Below are 20,619 nucleotides of genomic sequence, written 5' to 3'. Positions count from 1 at the left end.
CATGAGCGAGGGCGGCGGCGACAGTACGGGCATGGCGGCGGCGGGGGCCGTGGAGGCCCTGGGCGGCGCCGCCTGGCGGCGCGGGGCGGGCATCGCGGGCGCGGCCGTCGGGGTCGTCGCCGCCGGGGCCGCGGTCGGGGTCGCCGTGGAACGGCTGACCGTCGGGCGCGGCATGCGCCGCAAGGCGCGGCTCGCCCTCGACTCCGCCGGCCCGTACGGGACGCTGCGCGGCACCCCGGGCACGGCACTCGCCGAGGACGGCACCGAGCTCCACTACGAGGTGGACGAGCCGGAGGCCCCCGCTTCCGGTAAGGGCAAGGGCTTCTTCGGGCGCCGCCCGGAGCCGCCGCTCACGGTCGTCTTCAGCCACGGCTACTGCCTCAGCCAGGACTCCTGGCACTTCCAGCGCGCCGCCCTGCGCGCCGCCGGTGTCCGCGCCGTCTTCTGGGACCAGCGCAGCCACGGCCGCTCCGCGCGCGGCAAGGGCCAGCGCGAGACGGGCGAACCGGTCAGCATCGACCTCCTCGGCCGCGATCTGAAGGCCGTCGTCGACGCCGCCGCCCCCGAGGGGCCGCTGGTGCTGGTGGGGCACTCGATGGGTGGCATGACCACGATGGCCCTGGCCGCCCAGCACCCGGAGCTGATCGCCGAGCGCGTGGTCGGCGCCGCGCTCGTCGGCACGTCCCCGGGCGGGATGGGCGAGGTGACGTACGGCCTGCCGCCGATGGGGATGAACGTCCTGCGGCGGACGGTCCTGCCGGGCGCGTTCAAGCTGATGCTGACCCAGACCGAGCTGGTGGAGAAGGGGCGGCGGGCCGCCGCCGAGATCATCGGCGGGATCATCAAGCGCTACTCGTTCGGGGCGCGGGACGTCGACCCCGCGGTGGCGCGGTTCGCCGAGCGGCTGATCGAGGCGACGCCGGTGGACGTCGTCGCCGAGTTCTATCCGGCCTTCGCGGAGCACGACAAGGTGGCGGCGCTCCAGGTGTTCGCGGGGCGGCCGGTGCTGGTCCTGGCGGGCGAGAAGGACATGGTCACGCCGAGCGACCACAGCCGGGCCATCGGGGAGGCGCTGCCGGAGGCGGAGCTGGTGATCGTGCCGGGGGCGGGGCATCTGGTGATGCTCGAGGTTCCGGACCTGGTGTCGGGGCACCTCGCGCGGCTTGTGGGCAGTCGTTCCGCAGGGCGGAACGGGTGGGCACAAGCCGCCCACCGGGCGGCACCCGAATAGCTTTCCGGGCACCCGGCACCGGGGCTGAGGTACGGGGGTGGCTGACGCCGTCGTCCGGCGTTGTGCCCACCCGTTCCGCCCTGCGGAACGATTGCCCACAACGCGGGCGGTTACCATCGGCGGATATGAACGCCCCGCACACCCCCTCCGCCGTCACCGCGGCGACGCTGACCGTCAAGTCCGCCGAAGACATGCGGGAGTTGGGCCGCCGGCTCGCCACGCTGCTGCGGCCCGGTGATCTCGTGCTGCTCTCCGGGGAGCTGGGCGCCGGCAAGACGACGCTGACCCGGGGGCTGGGCGAGGGGCTCGGGGTGCGTGGCGCCGTCACGTCCCCGACCTTCGTCATCGCCCGGGTGCACCCGCCGCTGAGCGGCGGCCCGGCCCTCGTCCACGTCGACGCCTACCGGCTGTCCGGTGGGCTGGACGAGATGGAGGACCTGGACCTCGACGTCTCGCTGCCGGAGTCGGTGATCGTCGTGGAGTGGGGCGACGGCAAGGTCGAGGAGCTGTCCGAGGACCGGCTGCGGGTCGTGATCGAGCGCGCGGTGGGCGCGGACGCCCCGGCCGAGGGCGACGACGACGCCGATGACGTACGCAGCGTGACCGTCAGCGGCGTCGGCGCGCGCTGGGCGGGCGTGGACCTCGCGCCTTTGGGGTAGTGGACGGCGCTCGTTCCGACAGGCCGTCGGCAAGATGTTGCGCGCGCGACACCGGGCGTGGTCACATGGAGGGCAGGAGGGTCGGTTAGGTCTACCTAAGTAGAGGGTAGGCCGTGACGCCTCCGACCGGCCCGAGCCGCCCCAGGAGGCATGCATGTCGGCCCACGAGCCCGAGCCCACGCCCACCGCCGCCGAGGAGCGCCCCCTGTCGGTGCGCGACCTCCTGGCGTCCTGTGCCGCCGCCGACGCCGTCTCCACGCCCCCGAAGGCGCCGGAGCGCGCCCCCGCCACCGGGAACACGGACGACGTCGACGAGGGCGGCGCCGCGCGCGACGCCGCCTGAAAGAGCTAGAAGGCTACGGAACGACGACGACCGGCGTGTTGTTCACCGCGAACTCCCACATCGCCCGCCCGTCGGCCGGCTGCTCGCGGATCCCGCCCGTCTTCTTCGTCGAGTCCGGGTTGGGCGAGGAGCCGTCCACGGCCGAGCTGAAGCCGAAGACGATCCCGGCGGCGTCCCGGTGGAAGCGCACCACGTGCTCGATGGGGACGCCGTCCGAGCCGGTGACCGTGGGCGTGCGCGAGGTGACCAGGTAGCTGCCCGCGGGCGGGTTCACGGTGCTGGGCGCGACCTCGAACGTACGGGTGGCCTTGCCGTCCGAGCCGACCAGCCACACCCGCTTCTGCGCGAGCCCGTAGACGACGCGCAGGCCGGTGCCGGAGTTCTCCGGGACCGCGTTCGGCGCCTTGGCCTGCTCCTGCCCGGCGGCGCCGGCGGCCTTGTCCTTGCCCTGCTCGCCGTCCTTCGCCTTGCCGGCGGCCTGGCCCGAGGCGTGCGCGGCGGGGTGGTCGGGCGCGGCCTCCGCCTGGAAGGCGAGGAAACCGACTCCGGCCAGGGCCGCCACCGTGAGCGTGGCCACGATGATCCCCGAGCTGCTACGTGCCACGCTGCGCACCTTTCGTCCCGCGTGCTGCTGTGCTGCTGTGTGCTGTCGCCGCTGTCCCGCCGCCGTCCCGGCGCTGCCGTGCCGGCCTGTGCGTGCCCGCCGTACCGCGGCTTCGTACGGCCATGCGGCTGACCGTAGCACCCGCTCGTGCCCCCGCCGCGCCCCCGGCTCGGGGCCCATGCGCGCGCCGCCCGCCCCTTGGTGCGCCGTAGGCTTGTCACGTGCTGCTGCTCGCTCTGGATACCGCCACCCCCGCTGTCACCGTCGCCCTCCACGACGGCGAGTCCGTCGTCGCCGAGTCGACCCAGGTGGACGCCCGCCGGCACGGGGAGCTGCTGCTGCCCGCCGTCGACCGGGTCCTCCGTGAGGCGGGCACGAAACTCGACGCCCTCACCGGGATCGTCGTGGGTGTGGGCCCCGGCCCGTACACCGGCCTGCGCGTCGGCATCGTCACGGCCGCCACCTTCGGCGCCACCCTCTCCGTCCCCGTCCACGGCCTGTGCACGCTGGACGGCATCGCGTACGCGGCCGGTCAGCAGGGGCTCACCGGCGAGTTCGTCGTGGCGACGGACGCCCGCCGCAAGGAGGTCTACTGGGCGCGTTACGCCGACGCCCGGACCCGGATCACCGAGCCCGCCGTGGACCGCCCCGCCGAGCTCACCGAGCGCCTGGCGGGCCTGACCGCCATCGGCGCGGGCGCGGTGCTCTACCGGGACGCCTTCTCGGACGTGCGCGAGGAGCTGCCGCAGCACCAGTCGGCGGCCGCGCTGGCCGCGCTGGCCGCCGAGAAGCTCCGCACGGGCGGGGAGTTCCTGCCGGACCAGCCGCTGTACCTGCGCCGCCCCGACGCCCAGGTGCCGGCCAACTACAAGGTGGTCACCCCCCAGTGACCGGGCCAGCCGAAGCGGCCGCCGCCGCAGCAGCCCCCACCGCCCGCATCCGCGAGATGCGCTGGTGGGACATCGCTCCCGTGCTGGAGCTGGAGCGCGCCCTGTTCCCGCACGACGCGTGGTCCAAGGGCCTGTTCTGGTCGGAGCTCGCCCACGCGCGCGGGGCGAACGCCAACCGCCGCTACGTCGTCGCGGAGGTCCCCGGTGAGGCCGGCGCCGCCAGGGTCGTCGGCTACGCGGGCCTCGCCGCCGTCGACGGCACCGGCGACGTGCAGACCATCGCCGTGGCCAAGGAGTACTGGAGCACGGGCCTCGGCGCCCGGCTGCTGACCGAGCTCCTCACCACCGCGAACGCCTTCGAGTGCCGTGAGGTGCTGCTCGAAGTGCGTGTCGACAACACCCGCGCCCAGCGCCTCTACGAACGCTTCGGCTTCGAGCCCGTGGGCGTGCGCCGCGGCTACTACCAGCCCGGCAACATCGACGCGCTCGTGATGCGCCTCTCCGATCCCCTGTCCGCAGTGCAAGGAATGTCCCATGGCTCGCAAGACTGACGAACCCCTCGTCCTCGGCATCGAGACCTCGTGCGACGAGACCGGCGTCGGCATCGTCCGCGGCCACACGCTGCTCGCGGACGCGGTCGCGTCCAGCGTCGACGAGCACGCCCGCTTCGGCGGCGTCGTCCCCGAGGTCGCCAGCCGCGCCCACCTGGAGGCCATGGTCCCGACCATCCAGCGCGCGCTGAAGGAAGCGGGCGTGAGCGCGAAGGACCTCGACGGCATCGCGGTCACCGCCGGCCCCGGCCTCGCGGGCGCCCTGCTCGTCGGCGTCTCCGCGGCGAAGGCGTACGCCTACGCGCTGGGCAAGCCCCTCTACGGCGTCAACCACCTCGCCTCGCACATCTGCGTGGACCAGCTGGAGCACGGCGCCCTGCCCGAGCCCACGATGGCCCTGCTGGTGAGCGGCGGCCACTCGTCCCTGCTGCTGGCGCCCGACATCACCTCGGACGTCCGGCCGCTCGGCTCGACGATCGACGACGCGGCGGGCGAGGCCTTCGACAAGATCGCCCGGGTGCTGAACCTGGGCTTCCCCGGCGGCCCGGTCATCGACCGCTACGCCCGCGAGGGCGACCCCGACGCCATCCGCTTCCCGCGCGGCCTGACCGGCCCCCGCGACCCCATATACGACTTCTCCTTCTCCGGTCTCAAGACCGCCGTCGCCCGCTGGATCGAGGCCAAGCGCGCGGCCGGCGAGAACGTCCCCGTCGCGGACGTCGCGGCCTCCTTCCAGGAGGCGGTCGTCGACGTCCTGACCCGCAAGGCCGTCCGCGCCTGCAAGGACCACGGCGTGGACCACCTGATGATCGGCGGCGGCGTCGCCGCCAACACCCGCCTGCGCGCCATGGCCCAGCGCCGCTGCGAGGACGCGGGCATCACCCTGCGGGTGCCGCGCCCCAAGCTGTGCACCGACAACGGCGCGATGGTGGCGGCGCTGGGCGCGGAGATGGTGGCCCGGGGCCGCGCGGCGTCCTCGTGGGACCTGTCGGCGGACTCGTCGCTGCCGGTGACGGAGACGCACGTGCCGGGCGACCACGACCACGACGACCATGAGCACGGCCACAGCCATGGTCATGGGCACGCCCATGACCACGACCACGTGCACGAGCTGAGCAAGCAGAACCTCTACGACTGAGGGGCCCCGCCGGCCCCGCCGGTCCGGGCTACGCCCGGGCCGGCCGCCCCAGCAGCATGGCCGGCGCGCCCGCCACGCGCGTCAGCATGATCACGCAGGAGTGCGGGCCCGCGAGCTTGAGCTTCTTGCGCAGTTCCTCCGGCTCCACCGCCGATCCCCGCTTCTTGATGACGGCGACGCCGATCCCGCGCTCCCGCACGATCGCCTTGAGCTTCTTCAGGTTGAACGGCAGCACGTCCGTGATCTCGTACGCCGCCGAGTGGTCCGACGGCAGCAGCTCGTCGCTCGTCACGTACGCGATCGTCTCGTCGATCAGCCCGCCGTCGCCCAGCTCCGCCGCGGCCTCCGCCACCAGATGCGCGCGGATGACCGCGCCGTCCGGTTCGTAGAGGTAGCGGCCCACGGGCCGGACGGCCGGGTCCGGCAGGCCCCGGCCCACCAGGGACGCGCCGCCCGGCAGCAGGGTCGCCCGGCGGGTGCCGGGGTCCGTGCCGAACCACAGCACGGCCTCCTTCACATCGCCGCCGTCCGAGATCCACTCGGCCTCCGCGTCCTCGGGGATCGCCTCGTGGGGCACCCCGGGGGCGATCTTCAGGGCTGCGTGCGGGGCCTTGCGGGCCGCCTCGACCGCCCAGGACAGCGGGGGCGAGTACGCCTCCGGGTCGAAGATCCGGCCCCGGCCGCCGCGCCGCGCCGGGTCGACGAACACGGCGTCGTAGGACGAGGTGTCGACCTCGGCGACATCCGCGCAGCGCACCTCGATCAGGTCGGCCAGGCCCAGGGCGGCCGCGTTGGCGCGGACGACCTCGCAGGTCAGGGGGTCGCGGTCGACGGCCAGCACCTCGATGCCGGCGCGTGCCAGCGCGATCGCGTCGCCGCCGATGCCACAGCACAGATCAGCGAGACGGCGCACGCCCAGTGCGGAGAAACGCTGTGCTCTATAGGCGGCGACACCGGCCCGGGTGGCCTGCTCGACGCCGTTCGGGGTGAAGAACATGCGGTACGCGTCCTCGGCGCCGAACTTGGCGACCGCGCGCTGCCGCAGCCGGGCCTGCCCGAGGGCCGCCGACACCAGGTCGGCGGGGTGGTCGCGGCGCAGCCGGGTGGCCGTGGCGAGCTCCTGGGCGGGGTCGTGGTCGCGCAGCTCGTCGAGGAGGGCGCGGCCCTCGTCGGTGAGGAGGGCGGCGAAGGCGTCGACGGCTGCGGAGGAGGAGTTCGGTGCGGGCACGTGTCTCATTCTCGCGCCACGGAGGCCCTCCCGGACGCGGGGGCTCCGGCGCGGCGCTCGAACGGATGAACAAGAATCGTGAGTGTGAGCCCGTCTGTTTCCAGCCGTATACGCGCCGCCGCCCTCGCCTCCGCCGCCCTGCTGCTGACCGGCGCCCTGGCCGGGTGCTCCGGCTCCTCCTCCGGCGGCCCGGAGAAGCCGCACAAGGCGGCCGGGGCGCCCACCGCGGCCTCCTCCGCCCCGGCTTCCCCGGCGGCCCCCGACGCGTACCGCCGCTGGGGCCTGGACAAGCCGCTGGCCGCGCCCCCGGCCCCGCCCGCGAAGAAGCTCACCGACGGGTTCACGGCGGGCGCGACGCCGCAGGTGATCCGGCGCATACCCACCCAGGACAAGGTCGTCTTCGTGACCTTCGACGACGGGGCCGAGAAGGACCCGGAGTTCCTGAGGATGGCGGCGGACCTCAAGGTGCCGTTCACGATGTTCCTGACGGACGACATAGCCCGCGCGGGCGCCGGCTACGGCTACTTCGAGAAGCTCCGCGCCCTCGGCAACGGCGTCGACAACCACACCCTCTCCCACCCCAATCTGCGCACCCTTTCCGCCGAGGCGCAGAAGCGCGAGATCTGCGGGCAGCAGGACGCCCTGGCGAAGCGGTTCGGCGGCCGCCCGGCCCTCTTCCGCCCGCCCTACGGCAACTACAACGACGCCACGCTCACCGCCGCGGCCGCCTGCGGGGTGCGCGCGGTCGTGCTGTGGGAGGCGACGATGCAGATCAACGACATGCGCTACGCGCAGGGCGGCGGGCTCCGGTCCGGCGACATCGTCCTGGCCCACTTCCGCGGGCCCCAGGAGCTCAAGGGCACCACGATGACCAGGATGGTGACCAACATGCTGCGCAGCATCCAGGCGCAGGGCTTCACGGTGGCCCGCCTGGAGGACTACCTCTAGGCCCCAGGAGTACCGCTCCTCCCACGGGGTAGATCAAAGCTCGCCGCACGCCGGATTGGCACTCCGCTTGACCGAGTGCTAACCGCGTCATAGTCTCGGCTCCGTTGGCACTCTCCACCGGTGAGTGCCAAACACAGCGACGGCCAGATTCCGGCACCCGCGACGACGGAACTCCTGGTCGCCACCTCAGACAGTTAACCCCGTGAGATCTCCGAAGGGGGAGGTCGGATCGTGACGACCACCAGCTCCAAGGTTGCCATCAAGCCGCTTGAGGACCGCATCGTGGTCCAGCCGCTCGACGCCGAGCAGACCACGGCCTCCGGCCTGGTCATTCCGGACACCGCCAAGGAGAAGCCCCAGGAGGGCGTCGTCCTGGCCGTGGGCCCGGGCCGCTTCGAGGACGGCAACCGTCTTCCGCTCGACGTCCAGGTCGGCGATGTCGTGCTGTACAGCAAGTACGGCGGCACCGAGGTGAAGTACAACGGCGAGGAGTACCTCGTCCTCTCGGCTCGCGACGTTCTCGCGATCATCGAGAAGTAATTCACCCGAGGCTCCCCGAGCCTTCGAAGTTGTGAACAGTGCCCCTGGTTCCCGTGCCTGCACAGCCGGGCGCCGGGGGCGCGGTTCGTTTTGAGACACGGCGAAGGATACGTAACCCATGGCCAAGACCCTGAAGTTCGACGAGGACGCCCGTCGCGCCCTTGAGCGCGGCGTCAACAAGCTCGCCGACACCGTGAAGGTGACGATCGGCCCCAAGGGCCGCAACGTCGTCATCGACAAGAAGTTCGGCGCCCCCACCATCACCAACGACGGTGTCACCATCGCCCGCGAGGTCGAGCTCGAGGACGCGTACGAGAACCTGGGCGCCCAGCTCGTCAAGGAGGTGGCGACCAAGACCAACGACATCGCGGGTGACGGCACCACCACCGCCACCGTGCTGGCCCAGGCGCTGGTCCGCGAGGGTCTGCGCAACGTCGCCGCCGGCGCCTCCCCGGCCTCCCTGAAGAAGGGCATCGACGCCGCGGTCAAGGCCGTCTCCGACGAGCTCCTGGCCACCGCCCGTCCGATCGAGGACAAGGCCGACATCGCCGCCGTCGCCGCGCTGTCCGCGCAGGACAAGCAGGTCGGCGAGCTGATCGCCGAGGCCATGGACAAGGTCGGCAAGGACGGTGTCATCACCGTCGAGGAGTCCAACACCTTCGGCCTGGAGCTCGACTTCACCGAGGGCATGGCCTTCGACAAGGGTTACCTCTCGCCGTACATGGTCACCGACCAGGAGCGTATGGAGGCCGTCCTCGACGACCCGTACATCCTGATCCACCAGGGCAAGATCTCCGCCATCCAGGACCTCCTCCCGCTGCTGGAGAAGATCATCCAGGCGGGTGGCTCCAAGCCGCTGCTGATCATCGCCGAGGACGTCGAGGGCGAGGCCCTGTCGACCCTGGTCGTCAACAAGATCCGTGGCACCTTCAACGCCGTGGCCGTCAAGGCCCCGGGCTTCGGCGACCGCCGCAAGGCGATGCTCGGCGACATGGCCACCCTCACCGGTGCCACCGTCATCGCCGAGGAGGTCGGCCTCAAGCTCGACCAGGCCGGTCTGGACGTGCTGGGCACCGCCCGCCGCGTGACCGTCACCAAGGACGACACCACCATCGTCGACGGTGGCGGCAACTCCGAGGACGTCCAGGGCCGCGTCGCCCAGATCAAGGCCGAGATCGAGTCCACCGACTCGGACTGGGACCGCGAGAAGCTCCAGGAGCGCCTCGCCAAGCTCGCCGGTGGCGTCTGCGTCATCCGCGTGGGTGCGGCCACCGAGGTCGAGCTCAAGGAGCGCAAGCACCGTCTGGAGGACGCCATCTCCGCGACCCGCGCCGCGGTCGAGGAGGGCATCGTCTCCGGTGGTGGCTCCGCGCTGGTCCACGCCGTCAAGGTCCTCGAGGGCAACCTGGGCAAGGAGGGCGACGAGGCCACCGGTGTCTCCGTCGTCCGCCGCGCCGCCGTCGAGCCGCTCCGCTGGATCGCCGAGAACGCCGGCCTCGAGGGCTACGTCATCACCTCCAAGGTGGCGGAGCTCGAGGCGGGCCAGGGCTTCAACGCCGCGACCGGCGAGTACGGCGACCTGGTGAAGGCCGGCGTCATCGACCCGGTCAAGGTCACCCGCTCCGCCCTGGAGAACGCCGCGTCCATCGCCTCCCTGCTGCTCACGACCGAGACCCTGGTCGTCGAGAAGAAGGAAGAGGAGCCCGCCGAGGCCGGTCACGGTCACAGCCACGCCCACTGACGCACCCTTCGCCCATCCGGGTGATACGGCCGGGGCCCGGCCCTCCCTCGTGGGGAGGCCGGGCCCCGGTCCGTTTGCCGCTCGGCGCGCTGTCGGGATGCCGCCGGTCGCGCTGCCGGGCGCGCCGTCAGCTGGGCCCGTAGCGGCGGCCCGTCGTCGCGCCGGCGCGTGAGACCGCGCGGCGGGGGGCCAGCTTCAGCAGACCGGTCAGCGCCTTGTAGCGCGGGTCGGGGATGGACAGCGCCTTGCCGCGGGCGAGGTCCTTCAGCGCCGCGTCGACCAGCTTGTCGGCGTCCAGCCACATCCAGCCGGGCACGTTGTCCGTGCCCATGCCGGCCCGCTGGTGGAACTCCGTGCGGACGAAACCGGGGCAGAGTGCCATCATTCGCACCCCGCTGCCCGCCAGATCCCGCGCGGCGCCCTGGGTGAACTGCACCACCCACGCCTTGCTCGCCCCGTACGTCCCCCGGGGGACGAACGCGGCGACCGAGGCCACGTTGACCACGCCGCCGCGTCTGCGCTCCCGCATGCCGGCCGCCGCGGCCGAGGTCAGCCGCAGCACCGCCTCGCAGTGCACCTTGAGCATCGTCAGCTCATCGGCCATCGAGACCTCGAGATAGCGGCCCTTGTTGGCGAAGCCCGCGTTGTTGACCAGCAGGTCCACCGGGTTCTTGCGATCCGAGAGCCGGGCCTCGACCGCCGCGATGCCCCCCTCGCGCGAGAGGTCGGCGCGGAGCACCTCCACCTCCACGCGGTGGCGGTCGTGGAGCTCCGTCGCCTGCTCGCTCAGCCGCTTCTCGTCGCGGGCCACGATGACCAGATTGTGTCCGTCGGCCGCCAGCCGCCGGGCGAAGGCCGCGCCGATGCCCGCGGTCGCTCCCGTGATCAGTGCAGTCGTCATACGGGAACGTTAGTGCTCGGCGTACCCTCCTGGCTGCCTTCCCCCTCGTCCGCCCGCCCCTCCTGACGCCCCGTGGCGCGATTCTGACGCTCTCTGTACGCCAGGGCCTTCTCCTGAAGCTCGGGGTGGAGCGCGTCGCCCGCCGCGAGGAGGCCCGCCCGCAGCGGCTGATCGGTGGTCAGCGCGCGGAAGGCGTAGGAGACGGTCACCTCGTGCGCGGGGCGGTGGACGACGGTGACGGGATCGCCCGCGCGGATCTCCCCGGGCTCCAGGACGCGCAGATACGCCCCGGGCGCGGCCTCCTGGGTGAAGCGGCGGATCCAGCCCGACTCGCCCAGCCAGTCGGCGAAGACGCGGCAGGGGATGCGCGGGGAGGTGACCTCCAGCAGCAGATCCGTACCTATGCGCCAACGCTCTCCGATGCGCGCGCCGTTGACGTCGACGCCGAGGGTGGTGAGGTTCTCCCCGAAGGCGCCGTGGGGCAGCGTGCGGCCCAGCGCCCGTTCCCAGCCGTCGAGGTCCTCCCGGGCGAATGCGTAGACCGCCTGGTCGTCCCCGCCGTGGTGGCGGAGGGAGACGATCGTGTCGCCCGCGAGGCCGCTGCCCGCCGTGCCCTTGGGGCCGGGGGCGGCCACGGCGACCGGGCCGGCGACGGGGCGCTTGTCGATGCCGCTCGCGAGCCCGTCGGCGAAGGCGCCCTCGTGGCCCTCGCGGTCGCCCGCGGTCCGGGCGCGGCCGGTGTTGACGGAGAGCAGTCGCATGGGGGAAGGCGTGGCGCTGTCCATGTGATCAGCCTAAGCCGGACACCCTCAAAGGGGCGAGCGAATATTTCGCGCCTTCCCCAAGGTGGCCTTATGCTCGGTTCTATGATCGAGGCACGTCATCTGAGGGTGCTGCGCGCGGTGGCCGCCACCGGTTCGTTCTCGGCCGCGGCCCGGGAGCTCGGCTGCACCCAGCCCGCCGTCAGCCAGCAGATGAAGGCCCTGGAGCAGTCGGCGCGCACGCCCCTGCTGGTCCGGACGGGCCGGGAGATGCGGCTGACCGAGGCGGGCGAGGCGCTGGTCCGCCACGCCACGGGGATCCTGGCCGGGCTGACCGCCGCCGAGGAGGAGATCGCGGCCATCGCCGGGCTGCGGGCCGGGCGGGTGCGGCTGGTGTCCTTCCCCAGCGGCAGTTCCACGCTCGTGCCGACGGCGCTCGCCGAGATGCGCGCCGCCCACCCGGGCACCCAGATCTCCCTCGTCGAGGCGGAGCCGCCGCGCTCGGTGGAGATGCTGCGCGAGGGCGACTGCGAGATCGCGCTCGCCTTCCGCTACCCCGATGTGCGCGGCGCGGACCCGGCGGCCGGCGCGGAGTGGGACGACCTGGTCGTCCGGCCGCTGCTGACCGACCGCCTCATCGGTGTGGTGCCCGAGGGGCACCGGCTGGCCGGGGCGGAGCGGATCGGGATCGCCGAGCTGGAGGAGGAGCCGTGGATCGCGGGCTGCCCGCGCTGCCGGCGGCATCTGGTGGAGGTGTGCGAGAGCGCGGGCTTCACCCCGCGCATCGACTTCGCGACGGACGACTACCCGGCGGTCTTCGGCCTGGTCGGGGCCGGGCTGGGCGTCGCGGTCATGCCCGAGCTGGCGCTGGAGTCGGTACGGCCCAAGGGGGCGCGGACGGTGCCGGTGGAGCCGGTCGTGCAACGGGAGATCGTCGCCCTCACCCTCCCCGACCTGGCCAGGGTCCCGGCGGTCGGGGCGATGCTCGACCGTCTCGCGGCGGCCGCGAGCCGCTGACGTTCCGGCGCCGGGCGCCGGATGCCGGACGCGGTTCCGCCGCCGGGCGCGGGGCCGTCCGGGGGCGTGCGGGAGCGCGGTCGTCGGCGGAAGCGCAGCCGCAGGCGCTCACGCGGTCATCGCGCCGGCGCCCGCGCCGCTCGCCGAGATGGGCCGGTGCCTCGCGCGCCCCATGAGCTCCTCGCGCTCGTCCTCGGTCAGGCCGCCCCAGACGCCGTAGGGCTCCCGCACCGCCAGCGCGTGCGCCGCGCACTCGGCGCGCACGGGACAGCGCATGCACACCTCCTTCGCGGAGGTCTCACGGGCGCTGCGCGCCGCGCCGCGCTCGCCCTCGGGGTGGAAGAACAACGAGCTGTCGACCCCTCGGCACGCCGCCAGGAGCTGCCAGTCCCACAGGTCGGCGTTGGGACCGGGAAGGCGGGAGAAATCTGCCATTGCTTATCCCCTCGAAACGATCTGTCCGATGCAGTGCCCGTGTCCGTACATCTGTCGTGACTGTCGTGTGAGCAGATGAAAATATGACTCATTGCTGAATCTAGCCACAGACACCGGTAAATGGGAAGAAATGCGGGTCCGAGTGGGCAAATGGGGCATAGCTTGGCTGGTGGGCCGGGCGCCCCCCGTGCGCCCTGCTCCGTGTCCGCGCCCTCACGTAGAGTGCCGAACACGGCCGACCAAGCCCGTAACTCTTTCGGGTGACCGTCGTTGAGAGTGCGGAGGCGGTTGACGCATGAAGCAGTCGGGCGGGTGGCAGGGCCCGGGTGCCGTCGACCGCGCAAGGTGACGACCAGTACCAGCCTCTGGAGGCTCAAGGTGACGCGCATCAGCTGCGGAGGGCGGCCATGACATCCGTCCTCGTCTGCGACGACTCCCCGCTTGCCCGAGAAGCGCTCCGTCGCGCGGTGGCGACCGTGCCCGGCGTCGAGCGCGTGACGACGGCGGCCAACGGCGAGGAAGTCCTCCGCCGCTGGGGCGCCGATCGTTCGGACCTCATTCTGATGGACGTACGCATGCCCGGACTCGGTGGTGTGGAGACCGTGCGCCGGCTGCTCTCCGCCGACCCCGGCGCCCGCATCATCATGCTCACGGTCGCCGAGGACCTCGACGGGGTCGCGCTCGCGGTCGCCGCCGGGGCGCGCGGGTATCTGCACAAGGACGCCTCGCGCGCCGAGCTGCGCGCCACCGTGACCCAGGCGCTCGCCGACCCGACCTGGCGGCTCGCCCCCCGGCGGCTGCGCTCGGCGGAGATGGGCGCCGCGCCCACGCTCACCGCGCGGGAGATCCAGGTGCTGGAGGGCATGAGCCACGGCCGCTCCAACGCGGAGATCGGCCGGGAGCTCTTCCTCTCCGAGGACACGGTGAAGACCCACGCGCGCCGGCTGTTCAAGAAGCTGGGCGCCTCGGACCGGGCGCACGCGGTGGCCCTCGGCTTCCGCTGGGGCCTGGTCCGCTGAGGCGGTGTGGCGCGCAGCGTCTCGAGGTCGCGGTGCGCGCCACCCGGGCGGGTGGTGCCCACCGCGACCTCCGTGGTGCGCACCGCGATCCCGCCGCCGCACCGGCCCGACGCCGAAAGGTCGAGGGATGCCGCATCCTTGAGGTGTGACTCCTCCCCGGCGGAGGCCGAGGTTTCTCGCTCGGCCAGAAGAGACCTCATGACGGACAAGCCCTGCCACGTGCCCTATGGCACGGGTGCAAGCTATCGGTGGAGTCGTGAGTGCTGGGGCGGGCATACCCGAAAGGGGGAGGCGCTAGACGTGAGTGCGAGGACACCGACGCGTAACGGTTCGATGCACAACCACGAGGGCGGTGCCACGGAGAATCCGGCGCCGGGGCACCATGGACCGATGCGCGACGACGACACCACCGCCATTGGCGCGCTCGTCGCCCGGGCGGTGGAGGGCGACCGGCAGGCCACCCATGATCTGCTCGCCCTGGTGCACCCCCTCGCCCTGCGCTACTGCCGTACGCGCCTGTCGCGGCTGCCGGGCGACGCCCGTCATTTCGTGGACGACCTCGCCCAGGAGGTCTGTCTCGCCGTTCTGTGCGCCCTGCCGCGCTACCGCGATACCGGGCGCCCCTTCGAGGCCTTCGTCGTGGCCATCGCCGCGCACAAGGTCGCCGATCTCCAGCGCGCCGCCATGCGCCACCCGGGCAGCACGGCCGTGCCCTCCGACGAGATGCCGGAGCAGCCCGACGACTCGCTGGGGCCCGAGGAGCGGGCCCTGCTCAGCAGCGATGCCGAGTGGGCCAAGAAGCTGCTCGCCAACCTTCCGGAGAACCAGCGCGAGCTCGTGCTGCTGCGCGTCGCCGTCGGGCTGACGGCCGAGGAGACCGGGCAGATGCTGGGAATGTCACCCGGCGCCGTCCGGGTCGCCCAGCACCGCGCGCTCAGCAGGCTCAGGGCGCTCGCGGAACAGTGAGCGCGGGGTGTGCGCGTCCCGGCCCACCGGGACGCGCACACCGCACGGACGCGCCGATCGGCGGTGTTCTCATAGGAACATCCAAGTGACGTGAGCCTCAGAGCTCGTGGAATGGGACACCCGTCACGGCCGTTAGCATGGTAGTCCTCGCTGGGGCAAGACCATTTGGGAAGGTGTCATGACTGACAACGTCGACGGAATGCCCGGGAAATTCGCGATGCTCGGTCTGACATACGACGACGTCCTGCTGCTGCCGGGCGCCTCCGAGGTCCTGCCGAACGCCGTGTCCACCGCCTCCCGGGTCTCGCGCAACGTACGGGTGAACATCCCGCTGCTGTCCGCCGCCATGGACAAGGTGACCGAGGCGCGCATGGCCATCGCCATGGCCCGCCAGGGCGGCGCGGGCGTGCTGCACCGCAACCTCTCGATCGAGGACCAGGCCAACCAGGTCGACCTCGTCAAGCGCTCGGAGTCCGGCATGGTCTCCGACCCGATCACCGTCCGCCCGGACGCCACGCTGGCCGAGGCCGACGCGCTGTGCGCCAAGTTCCGCATCAGCGGTGTGCCGGTCACCGACCCGGTGGGCAAGCTGCTCGGCATCGTCACCAACCGTGACATGGCCTTCGAGATGGACCGCAGCCGCGCGGTGCGCGAGGTCATGACCCCGATGCCGCTGGTCACCGGCAAGGTGGGCATCTCCGGCGAGGACGCCATCGAGCTGCTGCGCCGCCACAAGATCGAGAAGCTGCCGCTGGTGGACGACGCCGGTGTGCTCAAGGGCCTCATCACGGTCAAGGACTTCGTCAAGGCCGAGAAGTACCCGAACGCCGCCAAGGACGCCGAGGGCCGGCTGGTCGTCGGTGCCGCGGTGGGTGTCGGCGCCGAGGCCTACGAGCGCGCCCAGGCGCTCGTCGAGGCCGGCGCGGACTTCCTGGTCGTCGACAGCGCCCACGGCCACAGCCGGGGCATCCTCGACATGATCGCCAAGATCAAGTCCAACATCAGCGTCGATGTCGTCGGCGGCAACGTCGCCACCCGCGACGGCGCCCAGGCCCTGATCGACGCGGGCGTGGACGGCGTCAAGGTCGGTGTCGGCCCGGGCTCGATCTGCACCACCCGCGTCGTCGCCGGCATCGGCGTCCCGCAGGTCACCGCGATCTACGAGGCCGCCCAGGCGTGCCACGCGGCGGACGTCCCGCTCATCGGCGACGGCGGCCTCCAGTACTCGGGCGACATCGCCAAGGCGATCGCCGCCGGCGCCGACACGGTGATGCTCGGCTCGCTGCTCGCGGGCTGCGAGGAGTCGCCGGGCGAGATGGTCTTCATCAACGGCAAGCAGTTCAAGTCCTACCGCGGCATGGGCTCGCTGGGCGCCATGCAGTCCCGCGGCCAGGCGCGGTCCTTCTCCAAGGACCGCTACTTCCAGGACAACGTCCTCTCCGAGGACAAGCTGGTGCCCGAGGGCATCGAGGGCCAGGTGCCCTACCGCGGCCCGCTGGCCTCGGTCGCCCACCAGCTCGTCGGCGGCCTGCGCGCCTCCATGGGCTACGTCGGCTCGGCGGACATCCAGGAGCTCAAGGACAAGGGCCGCTTCGTGCGGATCACGTCCGCGGGCCTCAAGGAGAGCCACCCGCACGACATCCAGATGACGGTGGAAGCGCCGAACTACTCGCGTCGCTGACGCGGACCCCCGGCCGGGGGTCCGGGGGTCGCCCCCCGGGTAGTGCCGTCGGATGACGGTGGAAGCGCCGAACTACTCCCGCCGGTAGTAGTCGGAGCTTCATACATCGGAGCTTCGTACATCGCTTCGGGAGCCCGCGGTCGTCAGGCCGCGGGCTCCGCCGCGTCGGGGATACTGGTATGCGGCAGACGGAGCGCCAAGGAAAGTGAAAGGCCACACACGTGACTGAGATCGAGATCGGGCGCGGCAAGCGCGGCCGCCGGGCGTACGCGTTCGACGACATCGCCGTCGTCCCGAGTCGCCGTACCCGCGACCCGAAGGAGGTCTCGATCGCCTGGCAGATCGACGCCTACCGCTTCGAGCTGCCGTTCCTGGCCGCCCCCATGGACTCGGTCGTCTCGCCCGAGACGGCCATCCGCATCGGTGAGCTGGGCGGCCTGGGCGTGCTCAACCTCGAGGGCCTGTGGACCCGCTACGAGGACCCCGAGTCGCTGCTGGCCGAGATCGCCGAGCTGGACGAGACCGCCGCGACCAAGCGCCTCCAGGAGATCTACGCCGCTCCGATCAAGGAGGAGCTGATCGGGCAGCGCATCAAGGAGGTCCGCGACTCCGGTGTCGTGACCGCCGCCGCGCTCTCCCCGCAGCGCACCGCGCAGTTCTCCAAGGCCGTCGTCGACGCCGGTGTGGACATCTTCGTGATCCGCGGGACGACCGTCTCCGCCGAGCACGTCTCGAGCGCCGCCGAGCCGCTGAACCTCAAGCAGTTCATCTACGAGCTCGACGTCCCGGTGATCGTGGGCGGCTGCGCCACCTACACCGCCGCTCTCCACCTGATGCGCACGGGCGCGGCCGGTGTCCTCGTCGGCTTCGGCGGCGGCGCCGCGCACACCACCCGTAACGTCCTGGGCATCCAGGTCCCGATGGCGACCGCCGTGGCCGACGTGGCCGCCGCCCGCCGGGACTACATGGACGAGTCCGGCGGCCGCTACGTCCACGTCATCGCCGACGGCGGCGTGGGCTGGTCCGGCGACCTGCCGAAGGCCATCGCCTGCGGTGCCGACGCCGTGATGATGGGCTCCCCGCTGGCGCGCGCCACCGACGCCCCCGGCCGTGGCTTCCACTGGGGCATGGAGGCCGTCCACGAGGACGTGCCGCGCGGCAAGCGCATGAACCTGGGCACCGTGGGCTCCACCGAGGAGATCCTCCTCGGCCCCTCGCACACCCCGGACGGTTCGATGAACTTCTTCGGCGCGCTGCGCCGGGCGATGGCCACCACGGGCTACAGCGAGCTCAAGGAGTTCCAGCGTGTCGAGGTGACGGTCGCGCCGTCGCAGCACGACAAGCGCTGACGCTTCGTCTTTCTAAAGGCCCGGTCTGTTTCGGCAGGCCGGGCCTTTCGCATGGCCTGCCGCCGCCGTTAGTGCCGTATAAGCATTCGATCTTAGGGAATACTGGCGACTTATGGCGCAAAGCAAGTCGTTCAGCGGCAGGGACATGGGTATCGACCTCGGCACCGCGAACACGCTGGTGTATGTGCGAGGGAAGGGAGTGGTGCTCAACGAGCCCTCGGTCGTCGCGGTCAACGCCGAGGACGGCAGTGTGCTGTCGGTCGGCTCCGAGGCCAAGGAGACCATCGGCCGTACCCCCTCGAACATCGTCGCCATCCGCCCGATGCGGGACGGCGTCATCGCGGACTTCGAGATAGCCGAGCGGATGATGCGGCACTTCATCAAGAAGGTCATGGGGAACCGCTTCTTCTCCCGCCCGCGCGTCGTGGTGTGCGTGCCCTCGGGCATCACGGGCGTCGAGCGACGGGCGGTCATCGAGGCCGCGTCGCAGGCCGGGGCCCGGCAGGTGCACCTGGTCGAGGAACCCATGGCGGCCGCGATCGGCGCGGGGCTGCCGGTCAGCGAGCCGACCGGCTGCATGGTCGTCGACATCGGCGGCGGCACCACCGAGGTCGCGGTGATCTCGCTGGGCGGGATCGTCACCGCGCGCTCGGTGCGCACGGCGGGCGACGCCATGGACGCGGCGATCATCTCCTACGTCAAGAAGGAGTACGCCCTCGCCATCGGTGAGCGCACCGCCGAGGAGATCAAGATGACCATCGGCTCGGCCTCGCCGACCGCCTACGCGGAGGCGGCCGCCGGCGACCCGGAGGAGACCCAGGGCCTGCGCCCCGGCGACCGGTTGACGGTGCGCGGCCGGGACCAGGTCAGCGGTCTGCCCAAGACGCTGGAGCTGACGGCCGACGAGATCCGCCACGCGCTCTCCGAGCCGGTGGACGCCATCGTGATGGCGGTGCGCCAGACGCTCGACGAGACCCCGCCGGAGCTCTCCGGCGACATCATGGACCGGGGCATCGTGCTCACCGGCGGCGGCGCGCTGCTGCGCGGCCTGGACGTCCGGCTGAGCCGGGAGCTCGACATCCCCGTGCTCGTCGCGGACGAGCCGCTCGACTGCGTCGCCGTCGGCACCGGCCGCTGCGTGGAGAACTTCGCCTCGATGCGCACGGTGCTGGACGCCCAGCCGCGCCTGCTGTCGGGCCGGCTGTAGCCGGATCGGCTGTGGTCGGATCGGCTGTAGTCGGCCTGCTGTGGCCGGGCGTCACAGCCGGTGCGCCGCTCCGGTGGGGCTCGCGCCCCGGGTGTCCAGCAGCAGCTGGGCCTTGACCGCGAGCCCCTGGAGGTCGTACGTCCGGTGGTGCTGGAGAAGGACCGTCAGATCGGCGGCGGCCGCCGCCTCGTAGAGGCAGTCGGCGCGCGGCACGGGCTGGCCCATGACGCGCCACTGGGCGGCGTAGGGGTCGTGGTAGCTGAGCAGCGCGCCCATCTCCATCAGCCGGGACGCGATCTCGCGCGCCGGTGAGCCCTCCTGGTCGCCGACGTCGGCCTTGTAGCTGACGCCCAGCAGCAGCACCCGGGCGCCGCGCGCGGATTTGCCGTGCTCGTTGAGGAGCGTGGCGCAGCGCTGGATGACGTAGCGCGGCATCCGCCCGTTGACCTCCTGCGCCAGCTCCACCATGCGCAGGGGGTAGCCGAGGCTGCGGCCCTTGTAGGAGAGGTAGTTGGGGTCGATGGGGACGCCGTGGCCGCCGACCCCGGGGCCGGGGCGGAACGCCTGGAAGCCGAAGGGCTTGGTCTCCGCGCAGCGCAGGACGTCCCAGAGGTCGACGCCGATGTCGTGGCAGAAGACGGCCATCTCATTGGCGAGCGCGATGTTGACGTGCCGGTAGTTGGTCTCCAGGACCTTGACGGCCTCGGCCTCGCGGGGGCCCCGCGCGCGGACGACCTTCTCGCAGACGCGCCCGTAGAAGGCGGCGGCGGCCTCGGTGCAGGCGGGGGTGAGGCCGCCGATGACCTTGGGGGTGTTGGCCAGGCCGTGCCGGCGGTTGCCGGGGTCGAGGCGGCTGGGGGAGTAGGCGAGGTGGAAGTCCTGGCCGGCGCGCAGCCCGGAGCCGGACTCCAGGAGGGGGCGGATCAGGTCCTCGGTGGTGCCGGGATAGACGGGCGACTCCAGGATCACGGTGGTGTGCGGCCGGAGCCGGGCCGCCAGGGCGCGGGCCGCCGAGACGACGGCGCCGAGGTCCAGCGCCCGGTCCTCGCCCAGCCGGGTGGGGGCACAGATCACGGCCGTACGGACCCTGCCGAGCTCGGCGTCCTCGGTGGTGGCCCGGAAGCCGGCGGAGATCATGCGGCGGATCAGGCCCGCGGTGATGCCGTCGGCGCCCTCCGGGGGCACCCGTCCGGCGCGGAGCTCGGCGACGGTGCGGGCGTCGGTGTCGTAGCCGACGGTGGGGATGGCGGCGGCGGTGGCGGCCTGGGCGAGCGGGAGCCCGAGGTGACCGAGGCCGATGACGGCGAGATCTGCGGGCATGGCGGGATGCGGTCCTTCCCGGAGGCGAGGTCCGGAGGCGACGGCCGGTGGCTATGGCTGGTGGCGATGGCCGGTGGTGACGGCCGTGGC

The 20,619-nt window shown here is 72.4% G+C and carries 21 protein-coding genes; 15 read left to right on the top strand and 6 right to left on the bottom strand.

Going from position 1 to position 20,619, the window contains the following annotated elements; translation table 11 throughout:
• The first annotated feature begins 1 nt into the window (after nucleotide 1).
• The 3 genes from K6I33_RS01070 (at nucleotide 2) to K6I33_RS01060 (ending at nucleotide 2,233) form a co-directional block, all read left to right on the top strand.
• Nucleotides 2–1,231, top strand: coding sequence for an alpha/beta fold hydrolase (locus tag K6I33_RS01070; RefSeq protein WP_374282865.1), 1,230 nt, complete (start codon nucleotides 2–4; stop codon nucleotides 1,229–1,231).
• A gap of 125 nt (nucleotides 1,232–1,356) precedes the next feature.
• A complete protein-coding gene (gene tsaE / locus K6I33_RS01065; protein WP_229347482.1) occupies nucleotides 1,357–1,890 on the top strand; it encodes a tRNA (adenosine(37)-N6)-threonylcarbamoyltransferase complex ATPase subunit type 1 TsaE in 534 nt (177 codons plus the stop codon).
• A 154-nt stretch (nucleotides 1,891–2,044) separates the two neighbouring features.
• Nucleotides 2,045–2,233, top strand: coding sequence for a hypothetical protein (locus tag K6I33_RS01060; protein ID WP_229347474.1), 189 nt, complete (start codon nucleotides 2,045–2,047; stop codon nucleotides 2,231–2,233).
• A 13-nt stretch (nucleotides 2,234–2,246) separates the two neighbouring features.
• Here the strand turns inward: K6I33_RS01060 and K6I33_RS01055 are convergent, their stop codons facing one another.
• The gene (locus K6I33_RS01055; protein ID WP_229347472.1) at nucleotides 2,247–2,837 is read right to left on the bottom strand and encodes a hypothetical protein; all 591 of its coding nucleotides are present in this window, start codon (nucleotides 2,835–2,837) and stop codon (nucleotides 2,247–2,249) included.
• 221 nt (nucleotides 2,838–3,058) lie between these two features.
• On the opposite strand from K6I33_RS01055, the gene tsaB reads away from it, so the two are divergent.
• The 3 genes from tsaB to tsaD are packed head-to-tail and all read left to right on the top strand — an operon-like array spanning nucleotide 3,059 to nucleotide 5,416.
• A complete protein-coding gene (gene tsaB / locus K6I33_RS01050; RefSeq protein WP_229347470.1) occupies nucleotides 3,059–3,727 on the top strand; it encodes a tRNA (adenosine(37)-N6)-threonylcarbamoyltransferase complex dimerization subunit type 1 TsaB in 669 nt (222 codons plus the stop codon).
• 56 nt (nucleotides 3,728–3,783) lie between these two features.
• Entirely contained in the window at nucleotides 3,784–4,278 is a 495-nt protein-coding gene (gene rimI / locus K6I33_RS01045; RefSeq protein ID WP_229347553.1) for a ribosomal protein S18-alanine N-acetyltransferase, read from the top strand.
• A complete protein-coding gene (gene tsaD, locus K6I33_RS01040) occupies nucleotides 4,262–5,416 on the top strand; it encodes a tRNA (adenosine(37)-N6)-threonylcarbamoyltransferase complex transferase subunit TsaD (RefSeq protein WP_229347461.1) in 1,155 nt (384 codons plus the stop codon). The genes rimI and tsaD overlap by 17 nt, the downstream gene beginning before the upstream one ends.
• Nucleotides 5,417–5,444: 28 nt before the next feature.
• Here tsaD and K6I33_RS01035 read toward each other — a convergent pair whose 3' ends face one another.
• The gene (locus tag K6I33_RS01035) at nucleotides 5,445–6,653 is read right to left on the bottom strand and encodes a methyltransferase domain-containing protein (protein ID WP_229347453.1); all 1,209 of its coding nucleotides are present in this window, start codon (nucleotides 6,651–6,653) and stop codon (nucleotides 5,445–5,447) included.
• 75 nt (nucleotides 6,654–6,728) lie between these two features.
• Between K6I33_RS01035 and K6I33_RS01030 the strand changes: the two genes are divergently transcribed.
• The 3 genes from K6I33_RS01030 (at nucleotide 6,729) to groL (ending at nucleotide 9,873) form a co-directional block, all read left to right on the top strand.
• On the top strand, nucleotides 6,729–7,592 hold the full coding sequence (locus K6I33_RS01030) for a polysaccharide deacetylase family protein (protein WP_229347451.1): 864 nt from the start codon (nucleotides 6,729–6,731) through the stop codon (nucleotides 7,590–7,592).
• A 231-nt stretch (nucleotides 7,593–7,823) separates the two neighbouring features.
• Nucleotides 7,824–8,132, top strand: a complete 309-nt coding sequence (gene groES / locus K6I33_RS01025; protein ID WP_229347449.1) for a co-chaperone GroES — start codon at nucleotides 7,824–7,826, stop codon at nucleotides 8,130–8,132.
• A gap of 118 nt (nucleotides 8,133–8,250) precedes the next feature.
• Nucleotides 8,251–9,873 (top strand): chaperonin GroEL, encoded by a 1,623-nt coding sequence (groL, locus tag K6I33_RS01020; protein WP_229347447.1) that lies wholly within the window; start codon nucleotides 8,251–8,253, stop codon nucleotides 9,871–9,873.
• A gap of 127 nt (nucleotides 9,874–10,000) precedes the next feature.
• On the opposite strand, the gene K6I33_RS01015 is transcribed toward groL, so the two are convergent.
• Both K6I33_RS01015 and K6I33_RS01010 read right to left on the bottom strand, forming a co-directional pair.
• Nucleotides 10,001–10,774, bottom strand: coding sequence for an SDR family oxidoreductase (locus K6I33_RS01015; RefSeq protein ID WP_229347430.1), 774 nt, complete (start codon nucleotides 10,772–10,774; stop codon nucleotides 10,001–10,003).
• The gene (locus K6I33_RS01010) at nucleotides 10,771–11,535 is read right to left on the bottom strand and encodes an MOSC domain-containing protein (protein ID WP_229347546.1); all 765 of its coding nucleotides are present in this window, start codon (nucleotides 11,533–11,535) and stop codon (nucleotides 10,771–10,773) included. Before K6I33_RS01010 ends, K6I33_RS01015 begins: the two co-directional genes overlap by 4 nt.
• A 105-nt stretch (nucleotides 11,536–11,640) precedes the next feature.
• Here K6I33_RS01010 and K6I33_RS01005 point away from each other — a divergent pair, with 105 nt between their 5' ends.
• Entirely contained in the window at nucleotides 11,641–12,552 is a 912-nt protein-coding gene (locus K6I33_RS01005; RefSeq protein WP_229347424.1) for a LysR family transcriptional regulator, read from the top strand.
• Nucleotides 12,553–12,660: 108 nt separating this feature from the next.
• Here the strand turns inward: K6I33_RS01005 and K6I33_RS01000 are convergent, their stop codons facing one another.
• Nucleotides 12,661–12,987, bottom strand: a complete 327-nt coding sequence (locus tag K6I33_RS01000; protein ID WP_126914647.1) for a WhiB family transcriptional regulator — start codon at nucleotides 12,985–12,987, stop codon at nucleotides 12,661–12,663.
• A 407-nt stretch (nucleotides 12,988–13,394) separates the two neighbouring features.
• Between K6I33_RS01000 and K6I33_RS00995 the strand changes: the two genes are divergently transcribed.
• From K6I33_RS00995 to K6I33_RS00975, 5 genes are all read left to right on the top strand, one after another.
• A complete protein-coding gene (locus K6I33_RS00995) occupies nucleotides 13,395–14,006 on the top strand; it encodes a response regulator transcription factor (protein WP_003948568.1) in 612 nt (203 codons plus the stop codon).
• Between the two features lie 390 nt (nucleotides 14,007–14,396).
• Nucleotides 14,397–14,972, top strand: a complete 576-nt coding sequence (locus K6I33_RS00990) for a sigma-70 family RNA polymerase sigma factor (protein WP_206279852.1) — start codon at nucleotides 14,397–14,399, stop codon at nucleotides 14,970–14,972.
• A gap of 178 nt (nucleotides 14,973–15,150) precedes the next feature.
• Nucleotides 15,151–16,653 carry an IMP dehydrogenase gene (guaB, locus tag K6I33_RS00985; protein ID WP_229347422.1) on the top strand — a complete coding sequence of 501 codons (1,503 nt, stop codon included), beginning with the start codon at nucleotides 15,151–15,153 and terminating at the stop codon, nucleotides 16,651–16,653.
• Between the two features lie 221 nt (nucleotides 16,654–16,874).
• Nucleotides 16,875–18,002 carry a GuaB3 family IMP dehydrogenase-related protein gene (locus K6I33_RS00980; RefSeq protein ID WP_229347413.1) on the top strand — a complete coding sequence of 376 codons (1,128 nt, stop codon included), beginning with the start codon at nucleotides 16,875–16,877 and terminating at the stop codon, nucleotides 18,000–18,002.
• Nucleotides 18,003–18,114: 112 nt separating this feature from the next.
• Nucleotides 18,115–19,209, top strand: a complete 1,095-nt coding sequence (locus K6I33_RS00975; RefSeq protein ID WP_229347404.1) for a rod shape-determining protein — start codon at nucleotides 18,115–18,117, stop codon at nucleotides 19,207–19,209.
• A gap of 51 nt (nucleotides 19,210–19,260) precedes the next feature.
• On the opposite strand, the gene K6I33_RS00970 is transcribed toward K6I33_RS00975, so the two are convergent.
• Nucleotides 19,261–20,529 (bottom strand): nucleotide sugar dehydrogenase, encoded by a 1,269-nt coding sequence (locus K6I33_RS00970; protein WP_229347402.1) that lies wholly within the window; start codon nucleotides 20,527–20,529, stop codon nucleotides 19,261–19,263.
• Nucleotides 20,530–20,619 lie beyond the last annotated feature (90 nt).

Origin of the sequence: Streptomyces sp. UNOB3_S3, from assembly GCF_020740895.1 — a bacterium.
Taxonomy (GTDB): Bacteria; Actinomycetota; Actinomycetes; order Streptomycetales; family Streptomycetaceae; genus Streptomyces.
Note: the sequence above shows the minus strand (reverse complement) of the source record. Positions and strands in the feature narration are given on the sequence as shown.